Source organism: Arthrobacter sp. efr-133-TYG-118 (genome assembly GCF_030209755.1).
Classification (GTDB): Bacteria; Actinomycetota; Actinomycetes; order Actinomycetales; family Micrococcaceae; genus Arthrobacter.
This window is the reverse complement of record NZ_JARVRH010000002.1, coordinates 210774-233937: the sequence shown is the minus strand read 5'-3', so window position 1 is coordinate 233937 and position 23164 is coordinate 210774. Positions and strand designations below refer to the sequence as shown.

Below are 23164 nucleotides of genomic sequence, written 5' to 3'. Positions count from 1 at the left end.
CCCACCACAACACCCACCAATCACTCAGGTGTTGCAACGACCCCTTGAACCCGCCCCAAACGCCCGCTCACCTTTAACGCCTTAAACCCAAACGCCCGCTCACCTTTATCCCAAGGTGAGCGAGCGTTTGTGGAAGCGGAAGGCTACTTGGCCCGGCCGAGGAATTCCTGGAGGCGTCGAACGCCTTCGGCGAGGTCGTCGTCGCCCAACGCGTAGGAGAGGCGCACGAAACCGGAGGGGCCGAAGGCCTCGCCCGGAACAATCGCGACCTCAACTTCGTCGAGGATCAGTGAGGCAAGCTCAGCGGAGGTTGACGGACGGACGGGACCGTTCGACGTCGGGAATTCCTTGCCCAGCAGTCCTCGGACGTCGGCGTACACGTAGAAGGCGCCGGTCGGCGTCGGGCATTCCACACCCTCGATCGCGTTCAGTCCGGCGACAATCGCCTTGCGGCGGCGGTCGAAGGCGACCTTCATTTCGTCGACGGCGGTCAGCGGGCCCGAGACTGCAGCCAGGGCTGCGATCTGCATGATGTTGGAAACGTTCGACGTCGCGTGCGACTGGAGGTTGGTAGCGGCCTTGATGACGTCGGCCGGGCCGATCATCCATCCGACGCGCCATCCGGTCATGGCGTAGGTCTTGGCGACACCGTTGAGGATGACTACCTTGTCGCCGAGTTCGGGGGCGGCAGTGGCAATTGAGGTGAAGGGGACGCCGTCGTACGTCAGGTGCTCATAGATTTCGTCAGTGACAACCCAGAGGCCCTTGGCCGCCGCCCACTTTCCGATTTCTGCCACCTGTTCGGCGCTGTAGACGGCGCCGGTGGGGTTGGACGGGGAAACGAAAAGCAGGATCTTCGTCCTGTCGGTGACTGCGGCCTCGAGCTGCTCCACGGTGACCAGGTAACCCTGTTCCGGGCCGGCGAAGACCTCAACGGGAACGCCTCCGGCCAAGCGGATTGCCTCCGGGTAGGTGGTCCAGAAAGGCGTGGGGATGATTACTTCGTCGCCCGGATCAACCAGTGTGGCGAAGGTGTTGTAGACAGCCTGCTTGCCGCCATTGGTGACCATCACCTGGGAAGCGTCAACCTTGTAGCCCGAATCGCGGAACGTCTTGTCCGCAATAGCCTGCTTCAGCTCCGGCAGGCCCGCGGCAGGGGAGTATCGGTGGTACTTCGGCTGGGCGGCGGCCTCAACGGCCGCCTTGACGATGTAATCGGGTGTCGGGAAGTCGGGCTCCCCGGCGCCGAAGCCAATCACGGGGCGACCCGCTGCCTTGAGCGCCTTGGCCTTGGCGTCAACGGCAAGGGTGGCGGATTCGGCGATGGCGGAAATTCGCTGTGAAATGCGGGCGGCAGGTATTCCGGCAGACATTAAAGCACCGTTCTTCGCGGGCAGCTCATGAGCTGGATGGTGGGATTCGACGGAATCTACTTTATGCTGTTCTGCGGAGCTATCGGGCTAACGTCGGGAAAGTGACAGTGCAGGTTGAACAACCGAGCGCTGATCACACGAGCGAGAAGGCCTGAACACTCCGGAAATGGCCCGGTTCGACTATCGCGACGTTGTTGCGTAGACTGGTTCACCGGTGTTGAAAAACATCACAATGGTTCGCGCCCCAGATTGGCTCCGGAATCTCGTGTTCTTCTGGATTCCTTGGCTTTGATGGAGTGTGGCCAAAATATGGATTCGTTCCATAGGGTAGTGGCGCAATTGGTAGCGCAGCGGTCTCCAAAACCGCAGGTTGCAGGTTCGAGTCCTGTCTGCCCTGCGCAAGCTGTTCCGGGGTTCTCCTCGGAACAAGCGCAGCAACCATGACTCTGATCAGAGTCGGGTCAACGACGTTTGCATAGATGAGTGAGGATCAGGTGACCGAAACAGCTGCGAGCAGCTCGAAGGGCCGCCCTGCCAAGAAGTCCGATTCCGGCCTCTTCGCTCGAATTGCACTTTTTGTTCGCCAGGTAATTGGCGAGCTCAAGAAGGTAGTTGCCCCCACCCGTAAGGAACTGGTCAACTACACAGTCGTGGTGCTGGTGTTCGTGGCCATCATGATGCTTGTCGTCACCATCCTGGACCTGGCTTTCGGCACGGGAATCAAATGGGTTTTCGGCGCCACTGGCACCACGAACCACTAGGCGGATCGCTCCGCAAACCGCGTGGAATCCCCGGAAAATCAAGGGATTTCGCAGGGTTTGCGGAATTGAGCCATTTAAATAGGCATGTTAGGCAATGAGGAAGCAGGAGACCAAGTGTCTGAGCAGGAGCTCGAGGTAACTGAGACTGAGCTGGATGGGCCCGCTGAAAGCACGGCCCATGCCACGGCTGACGCCGTGGAAGGATCCGAGGTCGATTCTGCTGCGCCCGAAACTGCCGACGTTGACGACGTCGACCAGGATGAGTCCGACGACGCCGAGGACGAAACTGCCGACGACGCCGACGCCCTGGCCGCCGCTGCAGCCGTAGCGCCCGCCGACCCCGCTGAGGAGTTCAAGGCCAAGCTTCGCCGCCAGGAGGGTGACTGGTACGTCATCCACTCCTACGCCGGCTATGAAAACCGCGTCAAGGCGAACCTTGAGACCCGCATCCAGACCCTGGACATGGAAGATTACATCTTCGAGATCCAGGTGCCCATGGAGGAAGTCGTTGAGATCAAGAACGCCCAGCGCAAGATCATCAACCGCGTACGCATTCCGGGTTACGTCCTCGTCCGCATGGACCTGACGGACGCATCCTGGGGCGCAGTCCGCCATACCCCGGGTGTCACCGGCTTCGTTGGCAACGCACACAACCCGGTCCCGCTTCGCCTCGACGAGGTCTTCTCGATGCTGGCGCCGGTCTTCGAAGAGCAGCAGGCCGAAAAGGGCAAGCCGGTCAACAAGCAGCACCAGACGCCCGTCGACATCGACTTCGAGGTCGGAGAGTCCGTCATCGTCAAGGAAGGTCCGTTCGAGACCCTTCCCGCCACGATCTCCGAGATCAAGATGGATTCCCAGACGCTTGTGGTCCTGGTGTCGATCTTCGAACGCGAAACCCCGGTTACGCTCGCATTCAACCAGGTCACCAAGATCTAGTTGATCCAAGAATTTCGCCCCGCGGTTGCCCGCTTAGCAGCCACGGAGCGGTCGGTCGCCTTGCCATGGCGGCCACAAACCTGAGGCACGCTCCTGTGTCCTAGGAAGTTATTGAGAGAAGGACCTACATTGGCTCCCAAGAAGAAGGTCACCGGCCTCATCAAGCTGCAGATCCAGGCAGGTGCCGCCAACCCGGCCCCGCCGATCGGTCCTGCGCTTGGCCAGCACGGTGTCAACATCATGGAATTCTGCAAGGCGTACAACGCTGCAACGGAAGCCCAGCGCGGAAACGTTATCCCGGTTGAAATCACGGTCTACGAAGACCGTTCCTTCACCTTCATCACCAAGACCCCGCCGGCTGCAGAGCTCATCAAGAAGGCTGCAGGCGTTGCCAAGGGTTCGCCCACGCCGCACACCGTCAAGGTTGCCAAGCTGACCCAAGCGCAGGTTAACGAGATCGCCACCACCAAGATGGAAGACCTCAACGCCACCAGCCTTGAGGGCGCTGCCAAGATCATCGCCGGCACCGCACGCTCCATGGGCATCACCGTCGAATAGTCGAGGAATGAACGGACGGTGAGGGCTGAGGAACGAAGCACTCGCCGGAAGTGAGTCCCGGAGACTTTCGACAATTAGATACCGTCGAGGGTTAATTCCCTTACCGCTACGTGGCGCTTGTTTCGGGAAACCGACGACGCCGGATAGCACCGCCGGGAAACCGGCACCATTGAAACATTGAAAATGTTGGAGATCCACGCCGGATTTCCAACTGTGGCAGGGCCCAGCGCGGTCCGCAGACCACAACTGCACAAGGAGAATAAGCAGCATGGCAAAGCGCAGCAAAGCATATGAGGCAGCCGTAGCCAAGATCGAGGCAGACAAGTTCTACGCCCCGTTCGAGGCCATAAAGCTCGCCAAGGACACCAACCCGTCCAAGTTCGACGCCACCGTTGAGGTCGCTTTCCGTTTGGGCGTTGACCCGCGTAAGGCCGACCAGATGGTCCGCGGCACCGTCAACCTGCCGCACGGCACGGGTAAGACTGCCCGCGTCCTGGTTTTCGCAACGGGCGACAAGGCTGAAGCAGCAATCGCTGCAGGCGCCGACTTCGTTGGTTCCGATGACCTGATCGAAAAGATCGCAGCCGGCTGGACCGACTTCGACGCCGCAGTGGCAACCCCTGATCTCATGGGCAAGGTTGGCCGTCTCGGTAAGGTCCTCGGCCCGCGTAACCTCATGCCGAACCCGAAGACCGGTACCGTGACCGCAGACGTCACCAAGGCTGTCAACGACATCAAGGGTGGCAAGATCGACTTCCGCGTCGACAAGCACTCGAACCTGCACTTCATCATCGGCAAGGTTTCCTTCGATGAACTGAAGCTGGCCGAGAACTACGCAGCCGCTCTGGAAGAGGTGCTTCGCCTGAAGCCGTCCGCTTCCAAGGGCCGCTACATCCAGAAGGCTACGGTCGCCACCACGTTCGGCCCGGGCATCTCGGTTGACCCGAACGTCACCAAGGTCCTCACCGAGGCGTAAGGCACCGGGAGCAGCGACTCTGAAAGGACCGTCCGGCAATCGCCGGGCGGTCCTTTCGTTGTAGGCAACCGGCACCTATCGCGGGTGGCGGCCGCTGATTAGGCTGAGGGCATGACAGGCCGGCATCCGGATTTCAGCATCCATGAGCTCCACCTGCCGGAGTCCCCGGATGGGCCGGACGGCAAGGATTTGCGGGAGCTCTTTTCCGTGATGGACATGATGGTGTTGGAAACCTGGGGAAGCCTGGACCGGGCATCGTCGGCACAGGGCCGGCTCGCCGGATGGCGCGATACCCCATACGAGGCCTCAAGGAACTTCTTCGCCCGGGTTGACGGAAGAATCGTCGGGCACGCTTCCTGCCAGGTTCCGCTCAAGGACAACGTCCATACCGCTTGGCTCCAAGTAGATGTTCTGGAGGGGCACCGCCGGCAAGGAATCGGAACCGCATTGCTCCGCACGGTCGAGGGGGTAGCGGTGGCTCAGGGGAGGCATGTCCTTCAGGCGCACACCGAACACCCGATCGGCCCCGCAGGAGCAAGAGCAGGAGCAGGAGCAGGAGCAGGAGCAGGATCCTTGGATCCGGCCGCAGCACCGGGGGGAGTGCCCGACGATGGTCCGGGAGTAGTCTTTTGCCTCAAGAACGGATACGCCTTGGAACAGGCCAGCAGATTCAGCAGCCTGGACATGGACCATGACGCGGAGTGGGCAAGGCTGGAGCTTGCCGCGCATTCCAAAGCCGACGCCGCTTATGCGGTCCTTGCCTGGACGAACCGTTGCCCCGGCGAATACGTGGACCACCTGGCCGGGCTGATGGGCCGGATGAGCACGGATACCCCGGCGGGCGGCCTTGAGATCGAGGCAGAGGCCTGGGACGCCGCCCGCGTCAGGCAACTCGAGGACACCACGCTTGCCGAAGGCCAGACTGCCCTTGTGGCCGCCGCACAACATCGGTCGACGGGGGACCTCGTCGCCTACACGGTGATCTACCTTGATCCCTCGAAGCCTTGGGTGGCCGAGCAGGACGATACTTTGGTGGCGAAGCCGCACCGGGGCCATGGACTGGGAATGCTCGTGAAACTGGCCAATCTGCGCAGGCTGCAAACGGAATATCCAGCAGTCCGGCGCGTCATGACTTTTAACGCCGAGGAAAACGAACATATGCTGTCCATCAACGTACAGCTCGGCTTCAAACCGGCGGGATACGACGGCGAATGGCAAAAGAGGATCAAATGACGAGCACGGTGGAGATCGGCCAACTCTGGATCCCGGATTCCCTTGACGCCGATGACGCAAAGGACTTCCTGGCCGCCGTCGAAGTCAGCCGCAGGGTCCGCATGCAGATCTGGGGCACGGACGATCTCGCCTACACTCCGTTGGAGAAACTGCTCGAACTCGGCGACCCTTACGAACGCCAGGTCATTCTCGTTGCCCGCGTTGACGGCCGCATTGTGGGTACGGTGGACATCGCGCTGCCCCTTGCCGATAACATGGACCTGGCCGAGTTCACCCTCGACATCCTTCCTGAGTTCCAGCGCAGGGGCGTCGGCCGGCAGCTTCTGGAAGCCGCCGAACATTTCGCCAAAAGCGAGGGCCGGACGATGATCATGGTGGACACCAACCACCCTGCCGAGTCGTTGCGGGGTGGTGCCGAGGGCCAGCTCGTACCTGGCAGCGGCCTGGGCTTCGTTCCCTTGGCCAGCCGCGAAGTCGATTTTGCCCGTCGCACGGGCTACACCCTCCAGCACATAGAGCAGTTCAGTTCCTGTGCGCTTCCACTGGATTCAAAACTCGTCGCCGAGCTTGAGGCCGAAGCGGAAGTCGCGAACGCCGGCCGCTATCGGGTCCACCACTGGACCGACCGTTGCCCGCAACAGTGGCTCGAAGCTGTGGCCGCGCTGGAGAACGCGGCCGGGGAAGTAGTGTCCGAGGGCAGTGAGACCGCGGAAGCCGAACAGCAGCAGTTAGTGTTCGACGCCGGTGTGTTGCGCCAGGCGGAAGACGCCGCCGTCGCGCAGGGGCGCCGAACGGTGGTCACCGCCGTCGAGCATGTCGCCAGCGGGCGGATCGTCGGGCTCACCACGATCGGCGTCCTGGCGCAACGCCAGGATGTCGTCTTCCAGGACGACACGATCGTGCTGCAGGAACACCGGGGAAACAAACTCGGGCTCCTCATCAAGGTCGCCAATATGCAACGGCTCAGCGAACAGTTTCCCGACGCCCGGGTGATCTACACCTGGAATGCCCCGGAGAACCGGTACCTGCTGACGGTGAACAAGCAATTGGGGTTCACCACGGCCGGGGTCACCGGTCTGTGGCAGAAGGAACTGCCGAACATGGGCCCGAGGGTCACCTCCTCCGAGTGAGGCGGCGCGATTTGGCGATGCACTTGCCCGTCCCGTAAGCTTGAACTACCAAAGACCGTCGGTTGATGGGAATCCACTCCTCCGGGCGCAGCTCAACTCTGCAGCTACGCGCGGAAGAACCAAGTGGTTTCCTTGACGAAGGACCCTGACAAAGGGCGGCCGGCGCAGGTGAACGAAGCAAATCTCCGCGATCACTGGATCGTGTCGAGCCAAGCCCCGTGCATCTGCGCGGGGCGTTTTTTAGTTGCAGCTCTTTTGAGCGGGGACCCGGAAAACCGGCTTTATTCCCCGGAAGGAGGGTTATGGCAACGCCTAGCAAGATCTCTGCAGTAGCTGAGATCACCAACGATTTCAAGGAATCGAACGCCGCTGTCCTGACCGAATACCGCGGGCTCTCTGTTGCACAGCTCAAGCAGCTGCGTGTTTCTCTCGGCCTGGACACCAAGTTCTCGGTCGTCAAGAACACCCTGACCGCCATTGCAGCCAAGGAAGCTGGTGTCGAAGCATTCGACGGTCAGCTCGCCGGCCCCACTGCAATTGCATTCATCAAGGGTGACGCGGTTGCTGCCGCCAAGAGCCTGACGGACTTTGCCAAGGTCAACAAGCAGCTGGTCATCAAGACCGGCTACTTCGAAGGCAAGGCACTGAACGCAGCAGAGGTTGCCGCACTGGCAGCCCTCGAGTCCCGTGAGCTGCAGCTCGCCAAGGTTGCAGGCATCCTCAAGGCACCTGCTGCCGCTGCTGCACGCATCATTGACGCTCTGCGCCTCAAGCTTGAAGAAGAGGGCGGCGCTGTAGCACCGGCCGCTGAAGAAGCACCGGCTGCCGAAGAGGCTCCCGCCGAGGCTGCTGCAGAAGAGGCTGCCGCTCCGGCGGAAGCCGCTGAAGCAGCAACCGAAGAGAACTAAGTTCTCCCCCATTCAAACTGCGGTGCAGTAACGGACGACGTCCGTGGCAGCACCACCTAAAGGAAGGACGCCAAACATGGCGAAGCTCAGCAACGAAGAGCTCATTGAAGCTTTCAAGGAACTGACCATCATCGAGCTCTCCGAGTTCGTCAAGCTCTTCGAAGAGACCTTCGAAGTTACTGCTGCTGCTGTTGCAGTTGCAGGCCCGGCTGGCGCCGGCGCTGGCGAAGAAGTTGAAGAGAAGACCGAATTCGATGTCATCCTCGAAGCTGCCGGTGAAAAGAAGATCGCAGTGATCAAGGAAGTTCGCGCCATCACCTCCCTCGGCCTCAAGGAAGCCAAGGACCTGGTTGACGGTGCACCGAAGGCTGTTCTCGAAGGCGCCACCAAGGAAGCCGCTGAGAAGGCCAAGGACCAGCTCGAAGCTGCAGGCGCCACGGTTACTGTCAAGTAACTCGCGTTTTCAGGTAATTCGCTTTACCCAGGAAGCCCCGTCCGGATTCGTCCGGGCGGGCTTCCTGCATTTAAGAGCAACGCGGGGTCACTTACGGCCCACTGCGCGCTGCTGGATGGGCCGTAAGTGACCCCGCGTTGCGTTTGGAAGGGTCAGATGGGATCGCTGATGTCGGCTACTACCGCCTGCAGCGCGGCCGCCAGCTCATCGGCCTTCACGAAAGCGCTGAATCCGTGTTCGCCTGCGCCCATGGAGATCCTGCGTCCCGCGATGCTGGCATCCGCATAGACAGGCCAGGGCTTCGAACTTCCCAGCGGCGTGATGGTGCCGCGCTCATAGCCGGTTGCCTCGAAAGCGATGTCGGCGGAGGGCATGGACAGCTTGTTGACGCCCAGAAGGGCGCGCAGCTTGGGCCAGGAGATCTGCCGGTCACCCGGAACCAGCGCAAACAGGAACGTACCATCCCGGTGCTTGACCACAAGGGACTTCACGATATCTGCCGGTGTGATCCCCATGATGCGCGCCGCTTCGTCAAGGCTGCTTGCCGCCGCCCGCTCCACGAGTTGGACGTCGAGTCCGCGGGCTGCCGCGTCGGCGAGGAATCGCTCAGTGCCCCGCATTCATGCTCCATTTCCAGTCATGGCCGCTCTCCTGCCGAATACGCCGAATACCTAGTCGCGGTAGAGAAGCAGTGCTTCGCCCTGGCCGCCGCCACCACAGAGGGCGACCGCCGCTTTGCCCTTACCGCGACGCTTCAGCTCGTGGGCGGCGTGGAGGGCAAGCCGCGCTCCTGAAGCGCCGATCGGGTGTCCAATCGCAATTGCTCCGCCATGGACGTTGCACTTCTCCAAGGGATAGTCCAGGTCCTTCAAGGACTGCACCGCAACCGAGCCGAAGGCTTCGTTGATCTCGATGAAGTCCAGATCGGCCGTTGTCCACCCAGCGCGGTCCAGCGCGTGCCGTATCGCGTTGGAAGGCTGCGAATGCAGGCTGTTGTCGGGTCCCGCTACCTGGCCGGGCTTGCCGACGACGGCAAGGTAGTCAAGGCCGTTTTCCTCGGCAAAGCGACGGCTCGTGAGCACGAGTGCGGAGGCGCCGTCGGACAGGGGAGAGGAGTTGCCGGCGGTGATGGTTCCGTCGGTGGCAAAGGCGCCCTTCAGTGGGGCCAACGTCTCAAGCGTTGTCTGGGGGCGCACGCCTTCGTCACTTGTCAGCACCAAGGGTTCTCCCTTGCGCTGTTTGACGCTGATGGGTGTGATCTCGCCGTCGAACACTCCTTGCGCGGCGGCCGCAGCCGCGCGCTGGTGCGAAGCGGCGGCCACTTCATCCTGGGACCGGCGGTCGATTCCTAGAGAGAGGTTCTTGATCTCGGTGGACAGGCCCATTGACTGGCCATCAAACGCATCGGTGAGGCCGTCATGGGCCGCGACGTCGAGGGCCTGGATCGCCCCATAGCTCCACCCTTGCCTCGAACCGGGCAGCAAGTGGGGAGCACGGCTCATCGATTCCTGGCCGCCGGCAACCACGACGACGGCGTCGCCGCTGCGGATCATTCGCGCGGCATCGATCACGGCAGTCAGTCCGGAGAGGCAGACCTTGTTGATGGTGACGGCCGGGATGTTCCAGCCGATTCCGGCGGCGATGGCGCTTTGCCGGGCCGGATTCTGGCCGGCGCCTGCCTGCAGGACCTGTCCCATAATCACTGCGTCCACTTTGTCCGAGGTGAGTCCGCTCGCCGCAATGGCGCCCGAAATGGCGTGAGCACCGAGCTCGACGGCGGTGAGCCCGGCCAGTTGCCCGTTCAACCGTCCCTGTGGGGTACGGCTGGCGGAAAGGATGACAACGTCGTTGTTGTTGTCCGTTGTGTCTGAGGGGGTGCTCATTGTCTCTCTTCCGATCAAGGGTGGTGAGCCTAGGTTACCGTGGCGTACATCACCTCTCCATTCAACAATGGAGCCTGGATCAACATTCCGCCCACGGCAGTATGGGGCCGGGCCCCATAGGTGCCTGCGGCAACTGTGCTTGCATTCAGGCCGGATGTGGGGTAGACAGGTGGGTTGATTTGCCGTATTGTGGATATTTGCGTCTTCCCTGTTAACCTTCAGCCTTCATATAGCGGTGGGCTTTACCTCTCAGCTGCGCCATCGACGTGCCGTTAGAACGAGCATGGTCTTGGTCAGCCGGGGTCCCGGGTCATATAGCGGAACCGGAAAGGTACACTGCGGATTCAATCTGCAGGGTGCAAGCGGGGGAGATCTGAAAACGCCTGAAGGTCTGTGGAAGGATCCCTCTTGGTCGCCTCGAGCACCTCTAATAACGAAACCGCTAATACGGCAAGCACCGATGGTGCAACTCGCCGGCTCTCATTCGCAAAGATTCACGAACCGCTGGACGTTCCGAATCTGCTCGCACTGCAGACAGACAGCTTCGACTGGCTGGTCGGAAACGAACGCTGGCAGTCGCGGGTAGCGAAGGCCGTCGAGGAGGGCGACCTGAGCGTCGCCACCACCTCTGGACTTGCTGACATCTTCGAAGAGATCTCCCCCATCGAGGACTTCCAGGGCACTATGTCCCTGAGCTTCTCCGAGCCGGAGTTCGCTGATCCGAAGTACACCATGGCCGAATGCAAAGACCGTGACGCCACTTACTCGGCACCGCTGTATGTCAAGGCCGAGTTCATGAACAACAACACGGGTGAAATCAAGCAGCAGACCGTGTTCATGGGCGATTTCCCTCTCATGACCGAGAAGGGAACGTTCGTCGTCAACGGCACCGAGCGTGTCGTCGTCTCCCAGCTGGTCCGTTCGCCGGGCGCCTACTTTGAGCGCACCGCTGACAAGACCAGCGACAAGGACATCTTCACTGCAAAGATCATCCCGTCCCGCGGTGCATGGTTCGAGCTCGAAATCGACAAGCGCGACCAGGTCGGCGTGCGCCTCGACCGCAAGCGCAAGCAGTCGGTCACCGTTCTGCTGAAGGCCCTTGGTTGGACCGAAGGCCAGATCCTCGAAGAGTTCGGCCAGTACGACTCCATGCGCGCAACGCTGGAGAAGGACGCCACCGAAACCCGCGAAGACGCCCTGCTGGACATCTACCGCAAGCTGCGTCCGGGCGAGCCGCCCACCGTCGAGGCTGCCCAGTCCCTGCTGGACAACCTGTACTTCAACGCCAAGCGCTACGATCTGGCGAAGGTTGGCCGTTACAAGATCAACCGCAAGCTCGGCATCGACCGCTCCCTTGGCGACAAGGAAGCTTCGGTCCTGCACGTTGAAGACATCGTGGCCATGATCAAGTTCCTCGTCGCGCTTCACGCCGGCGAGAAGACCCTCATGGGCAAGCGCGATGGCGAAGACCACGAGCTCCGCGTCGAGATCGATGACATCGACCACTTCGGCAACCGCCGCATCCGCGCCGTCGGCGAACTGATCGAAAACCAGGTCCGCACCGGCCTGTCCCGCATGGAACGCGTCGTCCGCGAACGCATGACCACGCAGGACGTCGAAGCGATCACCCCGCAGACCCTGATTAACATCCGCCCGGTTGTGGCAGCCATCAAGGAGTTCTTCGGAACGTCCCAGCTGTCGCAGTTCATGGACCAGAACAACCCGTTGTCGGGTCTGACCCACAAGCGCCGCCTGTCGGCTCTTGGCCCGGGTGGTCTGTCCCGTGACCGCGCAGGCATGGAAGTCCGAGACGTTCACCCGTCCCACTACGGACGTATGTGCCCTATCGAAACTCCTGAAGGCCCGAACATCGGTCTGATCGGTTCGCTGGCTTCCTACGGCCGCATCAACCCGTTCGGTTTCATCGAGACTCCGTACCGCCTGGTGTCCGAAGGCGTCGTTTCCGACGAGGTCCAGTACCTCACCGCCGACGACGAAGCCGAAGTCCTGATTGCACAGGCCAACGCACCGCTGGATGCCGACAAGAAGTTCGCGGAAGAAACCGTGCTTGTCCGTGCCCGTGGTGGTGGAGGCGAGCCCGTTCTGGTTCCGGCCGGCGAAGTTCAGTTCATGGACGTTTCCCCTCGCCAGATGGTGTCCGTGGCTACCGCCCTGATTCCGTTCCTCGAGCATGACGATGCAAACCGCGCACTCATGGGTGCCAACATGCAGCGCCAGGCCGTGCCGCTGGTCCGTTCCGAGGCCCCGTTCGTGGGTACCGGCATGGAGCGCGCTGCAGCCGTCGACGCCGGTGACGTCGTCATCGCGAAGAAGGCCGGTGTCGTCAACGAAGTTTCCGCTGACCTCGTCACCATGCTCAACGACGACGGCACGGAAACCAGCTACCGCATCAACAAGTTCGCCCGTTCCAACCAGGGCAACTGCTACAACCACCGTGTCTTGGTCAACGAAGGCCAGCGCCTCGAACTCGGCGGCATCATCGCTGACGGCCCGGCAACGGACCAGGGTGAACTCGCCCTCGGCAAGAACCTTCTCGTGGCATTCATGTCCTGGGAAGGCCACAACTTCGAGGACGCCATCATCCTGTCGCAGCGCATCGTCGCTGAGGACGTTCTTTCCTCCATCCACATCGAGGAGCACGAGATCGATGCCCGCGACACCAAGCTTGGTGCCGAGGAAATCACCCGTGACATCCCCAACGTGTCTGAGGAAGTCCTCGCAGGACTGGACGAGCGCGGCATCATCCACATCGGTGCCGAGGTTGAAGCGGGCGACATCCTGGTCGGCAAGGTCACCCCGAAGGGTGAAACCGAACTGACTCCGGAAGAGCGCCTCCTCCGTGCGATCTTCGGCGAAAAGTCTCGCGAAGTGCGTGACACCTCCCTGAAGGTTCCCCACGGTGAGTCCGGCACGGTTATCGGCGTGCGCGTCTTCGACCGCGACAACGACGACGAGCTGCCCCCGGGTGTCAACCAGCTGGTCCGCGTCTACGTTGCTGCCAAGCGCAAGATCACCGACGGCGACAAGCTCGCCGGCCGCCACGGTAACAAGGGCGTCATCTCCAAGATCCTGCCGATCGAAGACATGCCGTTCCTTGCCGACGGTACGCCGGTGGACATCGTCCTGAACCCCCTGGGTGTTCCGGGTCGTATGAACGTCGGCCAGGTGCTTGAAACGCACCTCGGCTGGGTTGCCAAGACCGGTTGGAAGATTGAAGGCGAGCCGGAGTGGGTCAAGAACCTCCCGAACCTGCCTCGTGAATCCGGCCAGACCACTGTCGCCACCCCGGTGTTCGACGGTGCACGCGAAGAGGAAATCACAGGTCTGCTGGATTCCACCAACGTGACCCGCGACGGTGACCGTCTGATCGATTCCTCCGGTAAGACCCGTCTGTTCGACGGCCGCTCCGGCGAGCCGTTCCCGGACCCGATCTCCGTGGGCTACATGTACATCCTGAAGCTCCACCACCTGGTGGACGACAAGATCCACGCGCGCTCCACCGGCCCGTACTCCATGATCACGCAGCAGCCGCTGGGTGGTAAGGCACAGTTCGGTGGCCAGCGCTTCGGTGAAATGGAAGTGTGGGCGCTCGAAGCATACGGCGCTGCCTACACCCTCCAGGAACTGCTGACGATCAAGTCGGACGATATCCACGGCCGCGTGAAGGTCTACGAAGCCATCGTCAAGGGCGAGAACATCCCCGAGCCTGGCGTTCCGGAATCCTTCAAGGTCTTGATCAAGGAAATGCAGTCGCTGTGCCTGAACGTGGAAGTTCTTTCCACGGACGGTACGACGATCGAAATGCGTGACTCTGATGACGCAGTCTTTACGGCTGCGGAAGAACTGGGCATTGATCTGTCTCGCGCAGAGCCCAGCTCCGTAGAAGAGGTCTAAACAGCCGCTCTGGCTGGCGGTGCAGACCGCCAGCCAAGGCAGCTGCCTCTTTCCGTAAACCCAAGACTTCAGAATTTAGAGAACAAGAGAGAACAGGGACCATATGTCCAGCGAATCCTCCTTCGGCCTCATGCAGATCGGCCTCGCCACCGCGGAAGACATCCGCGGCTGGTCTTACGGTGAGGTCAAGAAGCCGGAAACAATCAACTACCGCACGCTCAAGCCCGAGAAGGACGGCCTCTTCTGCGAGAAGATCTTCGGCCCGTCCCGGGACTGGGAATGCTACTGCGGCAAGTACAAGCGCGTGCGCTTCAAGGGCATCATCTGCGAGCGTTGTGGCGTTGAAGTCACCCGCGCCAAGGTGCGCCGCGAGCGCATGGGCCACATTGAGCTGGCCGCTCCCGTCACGCACATCTGGTACTTCAAGGGTGTTCCCTCCCGCTTGGGCTACCTCCTTGACCTGGCACCGAAGGACCTTGAAAAGGTCATCTACTTCGCTGCCTACATGATCACCAGCGTCGACACCGAGAGCCGTCACGCGGAATTGCCGAACCTTCAGGTGGAGCACGACCTCGAGAAGAAGCAGCTCGTCGACAACCGCGACAGCGACATCGCCACGATCGCCCGCGACCTTGAGGACGAGCTTGCCCGCCTCGAAGGTGAAGGCGCCAAGGCTGCAGACAAGAAGAAGGCCCGCGACTCTGCGGACCGTCAGATGGCCAACGTCCGCAAGCGCGCGGATGCTGAGATCGAGCGCCTCGAGCAGGTCTGGGACCGCTTCAAGAACCTCAAGGTCGCCGACCTCGAAGGTGACGAAGGCCTGTACCGCGAACTGCGCGACCGCTACGGCATGTACTTCGAAGGCTCCATGGGTGCCGAAGCCATCAAGAAGCGTCTTGAGAACTTCGACATGCAGGCAGAGTCGGAGTCCCTGCGCGACACCATCCAGAACGGCAAGGGCCAGCGCAAGACCCGTGCCCTCAAGCGCCTGAAGGTTGTCAATGCATTCCTGACCACCAACAACAGCCCGCTTGGTATGGTGCTGGACGCCGTCCCGGTGATCCCGCCGGAACTGCGCCCGATGGTCCAGCTGGACGGTGGCCGCTTCGCGACCTCCGACCTCAACGACCTCTACCGCCGTGTGATCAACCGCAACAACCGACTCAAGCGACTGCTTGACCTCGGTGCTCCGGAGATCATCGTCAACAACGAGAAGCGCATGCTTCAGGAAGCTGTTGACAGCCTCTTCGACAACGGCCGTCGCGGCCGTCCGGTCACGGGTCCGGGCAACCGTCCGCTGAAGTCCCTGAGTGACATGCTCAAGGGCAAGCAGGGTCGTTTCCGCCAGAACCTGCTCGGCAAGCGCGTCGACTACTCCGGCCGTTCGGTCATCGTCGTCGGCCCGCAGCTGAAGCTGCACCAGTGTGGTCTGCCCAAGCAGATGGCCCTGGAGCTCTTCAAGCCGTTCGTGATGAAGCGACTGGTTGACCTCAACCACGCCCAGAACATCAAGTCGGCAAAGCGCATGGTCGAGCGTTACCGCCCGCAGGTCTGGGACGTGCTGGAAGAGATCATCACCGAACACCCGGTGCTGCTCAACCGTGCACCTACCCTGCACCGCCTCGGCATCCAGGCATTCGAGCCGCAGCTTGTTGAAGGCAAGGCCATCCAGCTTCACCCGCTGGTTTGTGGCGCCTTCAACGCCGACTTCGACGGCGACCAGATGGCAGTCCACCTGCCGCTGAGCCCCGAAGCGCAGGCTGAAGCCCGCATCCTGATGCTGTCCTCCAACAACATCTTGAAGCCGTCTGATGGCCGTCCGGTGACCCTGCCTTCGCAGGACATGATCATCGGTCTGTACCACCTGACCACCAAGCGCGTTGGTTCCGCAGGCGAAGGCCGCATCTTCTCCTCGGTTGCGGAAGCCATCATGGCCTACGATGCCCGCGAGCTGCACCTGAACTCCCAGGTCAAGATCCGCCTTGAGGGCTTTGTCCCTTACGCCGGCTGGGAAGCTCCGGAAGGTTGGGAGCCGGGTCAGACCGCACTGGTCCAGACCTCCCTCGGCCAGGTTCTCTTCAACGAGACCCTGCCGGATGACTACCCGTGGGTTGAGGCTGTTGCCGACAAGGGCGAGCTGTCCCGGATCGTCAACGACCTCGCAGAGCGCTACCCGAAGGTTGTCACGGCTGCAACGCTGGACAACCTGAAGGACGCCGGTTTCTACTGGGCAACCCGCTCGGGCGTGACCGTGGCAATCTCCGACATCGAGGTGCCCACCTCGAAGCCGGCCATCCTGGCCGGCTACGAGACCATGGCTGCCAAGATCCAGGGCCAGTACGACAAGGGCCTGATCGACGACGACGAGCGTCGCCAGGAACTGATCGAGATCTGGAACAAGGCCACCAACGAAATCGCCCAGGCGATGCGTGACAGCCTGTCCCCGATGAACACGATCAACCGCATGGTGTCCTCCGGTGCACGTGGTAACTGGATGCAGGTCCGCCAGATCGCGGGTATCCGTGGTCTTGTGGCCAACCCGAAGGGTGAGATCATCCCGCGTCCGATCAAGTCCTCGTACCGCGAGGGCCTGTCGGTGCTGGAATACTTCATCGCCACGCACGGTGCCCGTAAGGGTCTGGCCGACACCGCGCTGCGTACTGCCAACTCGGGTTACCTGACCCGTCGTCTGGTGGACGTTTCGCAGGACGTCATCGTCCGTGAAGAGGACTGTGGCACCGAGCGTGGTCTTATGACCGCAATCGCGGTGCCGGACTCCAACGGTGAGCTGGTCCTTGACGAGAACGTCGAGAACAGCGCCTACGCACGTACCCTCGCCGTCGACGTCGTCGACTCCAAGGGCGCGGTGCTGGCAGCTGCCGGCACTGACTGCGGCGACGTCGTCATTGCCGAGCTGCTCGCAGCCGGAATCACCGAGGTCAAGGTCCGTTCCGTGCTCACGTGTGAGTCCAAGGTCGGTACCTGTGCTCTCTGCTACGGCCGTTCGCTGGCCACCGGCAAGACCGTGGACATCGGAGAGGCCGTCGGCATCATCGCCGCTCAGTCCATCGGTGAACCCGGTACTCAGCTGACCATGCGTACGTTCCACACCGGTGGTGCTGTTTCGGCCAGCGGTGGCGACGACATCACCCAGGGTCTGCCCCGTATCCAGGAGCTCTTCGAAGCCCGTACTCCGAAGGGTGTTGCACCGATTGCTGAAGCAGCCGGCCGCATCGCCATCGAAGAGTCCGAGCGCCAGATGCGCCTCATCATCACCCCGGACGATGGTTCCGAGGAGATCGCCTACCCGGTGCTGCGCCGTTCCCGCCTCCTCATCGAGGATGGCGAGCACGTCAGCGTCGGCCAGAAGCTGATCAACGGTCCTGTGGACCCGAAGCAGGTTCTGCGCATCATGGGTCCGCGTGCCGCCCAGAAGTTCCTGGTGGACGAGGTCCAGGGCGTTTACCGCAGCCAGGGCATTGGCATCCACGACAAGCACGTGGAAGTCATCGTCCGTCAGATGCTGCGCCGCGTGACCGTCATCGAATCCGGCGACTCCGATCTGCTTCCGGGCGAGCTCGCTGAGCGCAGCCGCTTCGAAGACGAGAACCGTCGCGTGGTGTCCGAAGGCCGTACCCCGGCTTCCGGTCGTCCGGAACTGATGGGTATCACGAAGGCATCTCTGGCAACCGAGTCCTGGCTGTCGGCCGCTTCCTTCCAGGAGACCACCCGCGTTCTGACGCAGGCGGCCATGGAAGGCAAGAGCGACCCGCTGCTTGGGCTCAAGGAGAACGTCATCATCGGTAAGCTCATCCCGGCCGGTACGGGCCTGCCCCGTTACACCGAGGTCACCGTGGAGCCGACTGAAGAAGCAAAGGCAAGCCTGTTCACGGGCCCCAGCGCCTTCACCGACTTCTCGTATGACGCCCTGGGAGGCGACGGAGCTCCCGAGTTCCACGCCATCCCGCTGGATGACTACGATCTCGGCAACGACTTCCGCTAACGGGCACGGCGGGCCCTTTCGTGTCGCGTTCCGCGCCACGTAGGGACCCTGCCGCCCTGCCCTTAGTCTTCAAGTCAAGGTAAGGACCCCGTACTCGGCGAGTGCGGGGTCCTTCCCGTTTTGGGGCCTTGCGCCCAGCGCTGGTGCCCGACGACGGCGGACCGCACCCGCCGTCGTCGTTCGCCCCCTTACACCCGATTAAGGCCTCAGATCAAGCCATGCTAGAATTTTGGTAATTGTTCTGTGTGGCAGTGGATGAAGGCCGCCGCAGCATCATTTCGGTTTTGTTCTCATGATGCTTCGGTGGAGCCTGTTTCCGGGTTGCGGGCTACGTGCGCAACGAATGCCGCACTTTTGCACGCCCATCGGGTCTTCGGACCTGGGCCGCATGGACAACGCCAAAGCTCTCACGCAAACACAGGCCAACGCCTGGGCGCGGAGCAGAGATCAACCAACGGAGAACACGAAAGTGCCTACGATTAACCAGCTGGTCCGCAAGGGCCGCACGCCGAAGGTCTCCAAGACCAAGGCTCCCGCGCTTAAGGGCAGCCCGATGCGCCGCGGTGTTTGCACCCGCGTTTACACGACCACCCCGAAGAAGCCGAACTCGGCTCTCCGTAAGGTTGCACGTGTGCGCCTCAACGGTGGCGTTGAAGTTACCGCCTACATCCCCGGTGTTGGCCACAACCTCCAGGAGCACTCCATCGTGCTGGTCCGTGGTGGTCGTGTGAAGGACCTTCCGGGTGTCCGTTACAAGATCGTCCGTGGTGCCCTCGATACCCAGGGTGTCAAGAACCGCAAGCAGGCCCGCAGCCGCTACGGCGCAAAGATGGAGAAGAAGTAATATGCCTCGCAAGGGTCCGGCCCCGAAGCGGCCGCTAGTTTCCGATCCCGTTTACGGTTCCCCGTTGGTCACCCAGCTGATCAACAAGGTTCTGATCGACGGCAAGAAGTCCACCGCAGAGCGCATCGTTTACGGCGCACTCGAAGGTGCACGCGCCAAGTCCGGTGGCGACCCCGTCGCCGCCCTCAAGAAGGCCATGGACAACGTCAAGCCTTCCCTTGAGGTCCGCTCCCGCCGTGTCGGTGGCGCAACCTACCAGGTTCCCGTTGAGGTCAAGCCGGGCCGTTCCACCGCTCTCGCTCTCCGCTGGCTGGTTGGCTACTCCAAGGCCCGCCGCGAGAAGACGATGACCGAGCGCCTCCAGAACGAAATCCTGGATGCGTCCAACGGTCTCGGTGCCGCTGTGAAGCGTCGCGAAGACACCCACAAGATGGCCGAGTCGAACAAGGCCTTCGCACACTACCGCTGGTAAAACTTCCCGTACGCCGCCGGCTCCCTGAGCTGGCGGCGAACGTGTAGTCCATCCGAAAGGGAGACACCGTGGCACAGGACGTGCTTACCGACCTTAGCAAGGTCCGCAACATCGGCATCATGGCCCACATCGATGCCGGCAAGACCACCACCACCGAGCGCATCCTGTTCTACACGGGTGTGAACCACAAGATCGGCGAAACGCACGACGGCGCTTCGACGACCGACTGGATGGAACAGGAAAAGGAACGCGGCATCACCATCACGTCTGCCGCCGTGACCTGCTTCTGGGACAAGAACCAGATCAACATCATTGACACCCCGGGCCACGTGGACTTCACGGTTGAGGTCGAGCGCTCGCTGCGCGTCCTCGACGGCGCCGTTGCTGTCTTCGATGGCAAGGAAGGCGTTGAGCCGCAGTCCGAGACTGTTTGGCGCCAGGCCGACAAGTACAACGTGCCGCGTATCTGCTTCGTCAACAAGATGGACAAGCTCGGCGCTGACTTCTACTTCACCGTAGACACCATCATCAGCCGCCTCGGCGCCAAGCCGCTGGTTCTCCAGCTGCCAATCGGTGCAGAGAACGACTTCATCGGCGTCGTGGATCTCCTTGAGATGCGCGCCCTGGTGTGGCCGGGCGATGCCAAGGGTGACGTCACCATGGGTGCCAAGTACGAGGTCCAGGAGATCCCCGCCGATCTCCAGGCCAAGGCTGAGGAATACCGTGCACAGCTCGTTGAGACTGTTGCCGAGGCTTCCGAAGAACTCATGGAGAAGTACCTCGAAGGTGAAGAACTCACTGTCGAGGAGCTCAAGGCCGGCATCCGCAAGATGACAATCAACTCCGAGCTCTACCCGGTTCTCTGTGGTTCTGCCTTCAAGAACCGCGGCGTACAGCCGATGCTGGATGCTGTTGTTGACTTCCTGCCGAACCCGCTCGACGTCCCGCCCATGGTCGGCCACGACCCGCGCGACGAAGAGAAGGAGCTCACCCGCAAGCCTTCTGCCGAAGAGCCGTTCTCGGCCCTGGCGTTCAAGATTGCTGCGCACCCGTTCTTCGGCCAGCTCACCTTCATCCGCGTGTACTCCGGTCACGTGGAAGCAGGTGCCCAGGTGGTCAACTCCACCAAGGGCAAGAAGGAGCGCATCGGCAAGCTGTTCCAGATGCACGCCAACAAGGAAATGCCTGTTGAAGGCGCTACCGCGGGCCACATCTACGCAGCAATCGGTCTGAAGGACACGACGACGGGCGACACCCTGTGCGACGCGAACAACCAGATCGTCCTTGAGTCCATGAGCTTCCCGGAGCCCGTGATCTCCGTTGCCATCGAGCCGAACACCAAGGGTGACCAGGAGAAGCTCTCCACGGCCATCCAGAAGCTCTCCGCTGAGGACCCGACCTTCCAGGTCTCCCTCAACGAGGACACCGGTCAGACCATCATCGCCGGCATGGGCGAGCTCCACCTGGACATCCTTGTGGACCGCATGCGCCGCGAATTCAAGGTCGAGGCAAACGTCGGCAAGCCGCAGGTTGCTTACCGCGAAACCATCAAGCGCGCTGTAGAGCGTCACGACTACACGCACAAGAAGCAGACCGGTGGTTCGGGTCAGTTCGCTAAGATCCAGATCGCCATCGAGCCGATGGACACCGCCGACGGCGAGCTCTACGCGTTCGAGAACAAGGTCACCGGTGGCCGCGTGCCCCGCGAGTACATCCCGTCCGTTGACGCGGGCATCCAGGATGCACTCAACGACGGCGTTCTGGCCGGCTACCCGGTTGTCGGCATCAAGGCCACGCTGATTGACGGCGCGTACCACGATGTTGACTCCTCGGAAATGGCGTTCAAGATCGCCGGCCGTATGGCTTTCAAGGAAGCCGCACGCAAGGCGAACCCGGTTCTGCTCGAACCGCTGATGGATGTTGAGGTCCGCACCCCTGAGGAATACATGGGTGAAGTAATCGGTGACCTGAACTCCCGCCGTGGCCAGATGCAGTCCATGGAAGATGCCGCTGGCGTCAAGGTGATCCGTGCGCACGTTCCGCTGTCCGGCATGTTCGGCTACATCGGTGACCTGCGTTCGAAGACCCAGGGCCGTGCTGTGTACTCCATGACGTTCAACAGCTACGCCGAGGTCCCGAAGGCAGTTGCCGACGAGATCATCCAGAAGAACCGCGGCGAGTAATCACCGACGGATAAACCAGGATGCTGGCCCGTTCCGGGAAAGCATTCAGTGCAGGCGCCGGGCTGTGGCCCAGGCCGCAGTCCGGTCCCTGCACGAACAGACTCCAGGCACCAGCATTGGTCCCTGAATCTGCAATTTCACCAAATCCAAAGCCCCCAAGTAGACTTGCTGGAGTTTCTGCCGCGAAAAGCGCGGCCGAGGAGCAACTCACTTGAAATCGTTCTAGGAGGAACCTGTGGCAAAGGCAAAGTTCGAGCGGACTAAGCCGCACGTCAACATCGGCACCATTGGTCACGTTGACCACGGTAAGACGACGCTGACTGCCGCCATTTCCAAGGTGCTGTACGACAAGTACCCCACTCTCAACGAGCAGCGCGACTTCGCGTCGATTGACTCTGCTCCGGAAGAGCGCCAGCGTGGTATTACCATCAACATCTCCCACGTTGAGTACCAGACCGAGAAGCGCCACTACGCACACGTAGACGCTCCGGGTCACGCTGACTACATCAAGAACATGATCACCGGTGCTGCCCAGATGGACGGTGCGATCCTCGTGGTTGCCGCCACTGACGGCCCGATGGCTCAGACCCGCGAGCACGTTCTGCTCGCCCGCCAGGTTGGCGTTCCCTACCTGCTGGTCGCGCTGAACAAGTCCGACATGGTCGACGACGAAGAGCTTCTCGACCTCGTTGAAATGGAAGTTCGTGAGCTGCTCAGCGCTCAGGGCTTCGATGGCGACGACGCTCCGGTTGTGCGTGTTTCCGGCCTCAAGGCACTCGAAGGCGACCCGGTTTGGGTCAAGTCCGTCGAGGACCTCATGGAAGCTGTCGACAACTCGGTTCCGGACCCCGTTCGTGACCGCGACAAGCCGTTCCTGATGCCGATCGAAGACGTCTTCACGATCACCGGTCGTGGCACCGTTGTTACGGGTCGCGCCGAGCGCGGTACCCTCGCGATCAACTCTGAAGTTGAAATCGTTGGTATCCGTCCGGTCCAGAAGACCACCGTTACCGGTATCGAGATGTTCCACAAGCAGCTCGACGAAGCATGGGCCGGCGAGAACTGTGGCCTCCTGCTCCGCGGTCTGAAGCGCGATGACGTCGAGCGTGGCCAGGTTGTCGTCAAGCCGGGTTCCATCACCCCGCACACCGACTTCGAGGCCAACGTCTACATCCTTTCCAAGGACGAAGGCGGACGTCACAACCCGTTCTACTCGAACTACCGCCCGCAGTTCTACTTCCGTACCACGGACGTAACCGGCGTTATCACCCTGCCGGAAGGCACGGAAATGGTTATGCCTGGCGACAACACTGAGATGACCGTTGAGCTCATCCAGCCGATCGCTATGGAAGAAGGCCTCGGCTTCGCAATCCGTGAAGGTGGCCGCACCGTTGGTTCGGGACGTGTCACCAAGATCCTCAAGTAGTTTCTACTTGTAGATCGGTGAAGGACCGGCCGCTTGGCGACTGGTAGTAAACCAAAGAAGAACCCCGTCACTATCGTGGCGGGGTTCTTCTTTGCTAAGGTTTATCTAT

Annotated in this window: 17 protein-coding genes and 1 tRNA gene; 15 read left to right on the top strand and 3 right to left on the bottom strand. The window is 61.5% G+C overall.

What is annotated here, in order from left to right; all coding sequences use genetic code 11:
- Positions 1-143: 143 nt before the first annotated feature.
- A complete protein-coding gene (locus QRN59_RS01975; RefSeq protein WP_284980827.1) occupies positions 144-1373 on the bottom strand; it encodes a pyridoxal phosphate-dependent aminotransferase in 1230 nt (409 codons plus the stop codon).
- A 324-nt stretch (positions 1374-1697) separates the two neighbouring features.
- Here QRN59_RS01975 and QRN59_RS01970 point away from each other — a divergent pair.
- The 9 genes from QRN59_RS01970 (at position 1698) to rplL (ending at position 8329) form a co-directional block, all read left to right on the top strand.
- A tRNA-Trp gene (locus QRN59_RS01970) sits at positions 1698-1770 on the top strand.
- A gap of 82 nt (positions 1771-1852) precedes the next feature.
- A complete protein-coding gene (gene secE / locus QRN59_RS01965) occupies positions 1853-2134 on the top strand; it encodes a preprotein translocase subunit SecE (RefSeq protein ID WP_059387348.1) in 282 nt (93 codons plus the stop codon).
- Positions 2135-2248: 114 nt separating this feature from the next.
- The gene (nusG, locus tag QRN59_RS01960; RefSeq protein ID WP_284980826.1) at positions 2249-3070 is read left to right on the top strand and encodes a transcription termination/antitermination protein NusG; all 822 of its coding nucleotides are present in this window, start codon (positions 2249-2251) and stop codon (positions 3068-3070) included.
- 129 nt (positions 3071-3199) lie between these two features.
- Positions 3200-3628 carry a 50S ribosomal protein L11 gene (rplK, locus tag QRN59_RS01955; protein ID WP_267275888.1) on the top strand — a complete coding sequence of 143 codons (429 nt, stop codon included), beginning with the start codon at positions 3200-3202 and terminating at the stop codon, positions 3626-3628.
- A 268-nt stretch (positions 3629-3896) separates the two neighbouring features.
- Complete coding sequence (gene rplA, locus QRN59_RS01950; RefSeq protein ID WP_234749040.1) at positions 3897-4604, top strand: 50S ribosomal protein L1; 708 nt, start codon at positions 3897-3899, stop codon at positions 4602-4604.
- Positions 4605-4715: 111 nt separating this feature from the next.
- Positions 4716-5837, top strand: coding sequence for a GNAT family N-acetyltransferase (locus tag QRN59_RS01945; RefSeq protein ID WP_284980825.1), 1122 nt, complete (start codon positions 4716-4718; stop codon positions 5835-5837).
- The gene (locus QRN59_RS01940; RefSeq protein ID WP_502871010.1) at positions 5816-6967 is read left to right on the top strand and encodes a GNAT family N-acetyltransferase; all 1152 of its coding nucleotides are present in this window, start codon (positions 5816-5818) and stop codon (positions 6965-6967) included. The genes QRN59_RS01945 and QRN59_RS01940 overlap by 22 nt, the downstream gene beginning before the upstream one ends.
- A gap of 302 nt (positions 6968-7269) precedes the next feature.
- Positions 7270-7875 carry a 50S ribosomal protein L10 gene (rplJ, locus tag QRN59_RS01935; protein WP_234749043.1) on the top strand — a complete coding sequence of 202 codons (606 nt, stop codon included), beginning with the start codon at positions 7270-7272 and terminating at the stop codon, positions 7873-7875.
- Positions 7876-7951: 76 nt separating this feature from the next.
- Positions 7952-8329, top strand: coding sequence for a 50S ribosomal protein L7/L12 (gene rplL, locus QRN59_RS01930; protein WP_234749044.1), 378 nt, complete (start codon positions 7952-7954; stop codon positions 8327-8329).
- Between the two features lie 152 nt (positions 8330-8481).
- On the opposite strand, the gene QRN59_RS01925 is transcribed toward rplL, so the two are convergent.
- Positions 8482-8949: an aminoacyl-tRNA deacylase gene (locus tag QRN59_RS01925; RefSeq protein ID WP_234749045.1), complete on the bottom strand. Its 468-nt coding sequence runs from the start codon at positions 8947-8949 to the stop codon at positions 8482-8484.
- A 51-nt stretch (positions 8950-9000) separates the two neighbouring features.
- Positions 9001-10212, bottom strand: a complete 1212-nt coding sequence (locus QRN59_RS01920; protein WP_284980823.1) for an acetyl-CoA C-acetyltransferase — start codon at positions 10210-10212, stop codon at positions 9001-9003.
- 408 nt (positions 10213-10620) lie between these two features.
- Between QRN59_RS01920 and rpoB the strand changes: the two genes are divergently transcribed.
- The 6 genes from rpoB to tuf all read left to right on the top strand — a co-directional run bounded on the left by rpoB (position 10621) and on the right by tuf (position 23055).
- Entirely contained in the window at positions 10621-14127 is a 3507-nt protein-coding gene (rpoB, locus tag QRN59_RS01915; protein ID WP_284980822.1) for a DNA-directed RNA polymerase subunit beta, read from the top strand.
- 103 nt (positions 14128-14230) lie between these two features.
- Positions 14231-18130: a DNA-directed RNA polymerase subunit beta' gene (locus QRN59_RS01910; protein WP_284980821.1), complete on the top strand. Its 3900-nt coding sequence runs from the start codon at positions 14231-14233 to the stop codon at positions 18128-18130.
- Between the two features lie 469 nt (positions 18131-18599).
- Complete coding sequence (gene rpsL, locus QRN59_RS01905) at positions 18600-18974, top strand: 30S ribosomal protein S12 (protein WP_009358312.1); 375 nt, start codon at positions 18600-18602, stop codon at positions 18972-18974.
- A gap of 1 nt (position 18975) precedes the next feature.
- Positions 18976-19446 (top strand): 30S ribosomal protein S7, encoded by a 471-nt coding sequence (gene rpsG, locus QRN59_RS01900; protein ID WP_059387355.1) that lies wholly within the window; start codon positions 18976-18978, stop codon positions 19444-19446.
- A gap of 68 nt (positions 19447-19514) precedes the next feature.
- On the top strand, positions 19515-21629 hold the full coding sequence (gene fusA / locus QRN59_RS01895; protein ID WP_236812282.1) for an elongation factor G: 2115 nt from the start codon (positions 19515-19517) through the stop codon (positions 21627-21629).
- Positions 21630-21864: 235 nt separating this feature from the next.
- The gene (tuf, locus tag QRN59_RS01890; RefSeq protein ID WP_028265109.1) at positions 21865-23055 is read left to right on the top strand and encodes an elongation factor Tu; all 1191 of its coding nucleotides are present in this window, start codon (positions 21865-21867) and stop codon (positions 23053-23055) included.
- Positions 23056-23164 lie beyond the last annotated feature (109 nt).